This window comes from Maritalea sp., assembly GCF_051251695.1.
Taxonomy (GTDB): domain Bacteria; phylum Pseudomonadota; class Alphaproteobacteria; order Rhizobiales; family Devosiaceae; genus Maritalea.
Map to the genome: position 1 here is coordinate 1 of NZ_JBPOEU010000089.1, position 2443 is coordinate 2443.

The 2443-nt window shown below is 51.9% G+C and carries 1 protein-coding gene; it reads left to right on the plus strand.

All coding sequences use genetic code 11. The features are described 5' to 3' along the window. Window positions 1-442: 442 nt before the first annotated feature. Window positions 443-2443, plus strand: a 2001-nt coding sequence (locus tag ACSHWX_RS18245; RefSeq protein WP_435669635.1) for a type I restriction-modification system subunit M, incomplete at its 3' end; no start/stop codon positions are given.

The following is a 2443-nucleotide window of genomic DNA, read 5'->3' on the forward strand; positions in this document are numbered from 1 at the left end:
AAAAAAAGGAGCAGGCAAAGTCTCTGAATCGACAAGCAGATTGGCTATCTGAACGTGCATTTGAAGAACTATCCTAAAAACAAGATGCTAAGGATACTGTCTGGTATGAGCGAGCACTCGTCTCGACTGTACGACTTCATGAGATGCCGAGCTGAAGGCGATCAACAAGGCAATGAAATCGGTCGAGACCGAGAACGTCGACCTCCTGAGTGTTCTGCCGCGAGCCTACACCTAAGAACGAGAACATAACAGCTCCGTTGCACGGATATATGCCGCTCCACTGGAACGGCCTATATCGACTCAAAATTCAAAGCTATTGCGCTCTCAGTGCCTTGTAACGGTGCAATAGCCTCGAGCCAATAAGAATGAGTGCTCGGGCTGTCATCTCAGTTCAAGCAACGTAGTCTCGAACAATTCCAACTAAACCTAAAATTCCATACAGATGAATCATCGCTCTCACAACAACCTAGTCTCATTCATTTGGCGCATTGCCGACGACTGCCTGCGCGATGTCTATGTTCGGGGCAAGTACCGCGACGTTATTCTGCCCATGGTCGTACTGCGCCGCCTGGATACGTTGCTGGAACCGACCAAGGACAGCGTGCTGGAAGAAGTTAGATACCAAAAAGAGGAGGTGGGTTCGACAGAGTTGGACGGCGATCCACTGAGAGACGCCTCTGGATATGTCTTCTATAACACCAGCCAATGGACACTGAAGAAGGTCCATTCGACTGCCACCAACAATCAACAGATTCTGCTCGCCAATATCGAAGACTACCTCGACGGCTTCAGCGACAACGTCAAAGAGATCATCGGTCGCTTCAAGCTTCTGGAACAGATGCGCCACATGGCGGACAAGCAGGTGCTTTTGGACGTCATAGAGAAATTCGTTTCCCCGTGGATCAACCTGACCCCGCATGATATCGAAGATCCCGAAGGCAACACCCTGTCCGGCCTGTCAAACCTCGGCATGGGTTATGTCTTCGAAGAGCTGATCCGCAAGTTCAACGAAGAGAACAACGAGGAGGCCGGTGAGCACTTCACTCCGCGCGAGGTGATCCACCTCATGACGCATCTCATCTTCGACCCCATCAAGAACCAGCTTCCTCCCATCATGACAATCTATGACCCTGCCTGCGGCTCAGGGGGCATGCTGACCGAAGCACAAAACTACCTCAAGGAACCTGATGGTGCGATCAAGGCTCGCGGTGACATCTACCTCTACGGAAAGGAGATAAACGACGAGACTTATGCGATCTGCAAGTCGGACATGATGATCAAGGGAAATAATCCCGAGAACATTCGCGTGGGCTCAACTCTATCGGTCGACGAGTTCGCCAGCGAAAGGTTCGACTTCATGCTCTCCAACCCACCCTACGGCAAAAGCTGGAACAGCGAGGTCAAGTACATCAAGGAAGGCAAGGACGTCATCGACCCCCGTTTCCTGGTTGAACTCGCCGATTACTGGGGTAGGACCGAGACTATGGATGCCATACCACGTTCCTCGGACGGTCAGCTGCTGTTCCTGATGGAGATGGTCAACAAGATAAAGCCGACGGAAACCAGCCCGCTTGGCTCTCGCATCGCTTCAGTTCACAATGGCTCCAGTCTCTTCACCGGAGACGCAGGCAGCGGTGAGTCCAACATCCGCCGTTTCATCATCGAGAATGACATGCTGGACACAATCATCCAGCTACCGAACAATCTTTTTTACAACACTGGCATAACTACCTACATTTGGCTCTTGTCCAATGCAAAACCTGAGATACGACGTGGCAAGGTGCAGCTGATCGACGCAAACCTGCTCTATCGCAAGCTCCGCAAGAACCTGGGTGACAAGAATTGCGAGTTCTCAGACGAGCATATCCAGCAGATCATCGAGGCCTACCTGAATTTCGTCCCCATCGAGCGGAAGATTGATGACAGCAACGAGCCCGTCGGCATCGCAGTAAAGATCTTTGACAACGCGGATTTCGGCTACCACAAGGTCACGATAGAACGCCCGGACCGTCGCCGTGCGGCCTTTAGTGCCGAACGGCTTGCGCCACTGCGTTTTGACAAATCGTTGCGCGAACCAATGGAGTGGTTTTACAGGGAACATGGCGATAGGGTTTATCAGACCGGCTTCCTCAAGGAACAGACTAAAACAATATTGGCGTGGTGTGAGGAACAGGACATCAGCCTTAACGCCAAGGCAAAGGCCAGGATGGTCGACACCAAGTACTGGATCAAGCTACGCGACCTGCTTGCAACGGCAATCCTGCTAATGAATGACGTCGGTACCGAAGAGACAGATGACTTCAACGACTTCCGAATGACCGTCAACGCAACGATCAAAGCTCGAAAGATCAAGATGAGTGTGAGCGATAAGAACGCCATACTGAACGCCGTCAGCTGGTACGACGAGAGCGCGCAGAAGGTTATAGCCAAGCGGCACAAGATG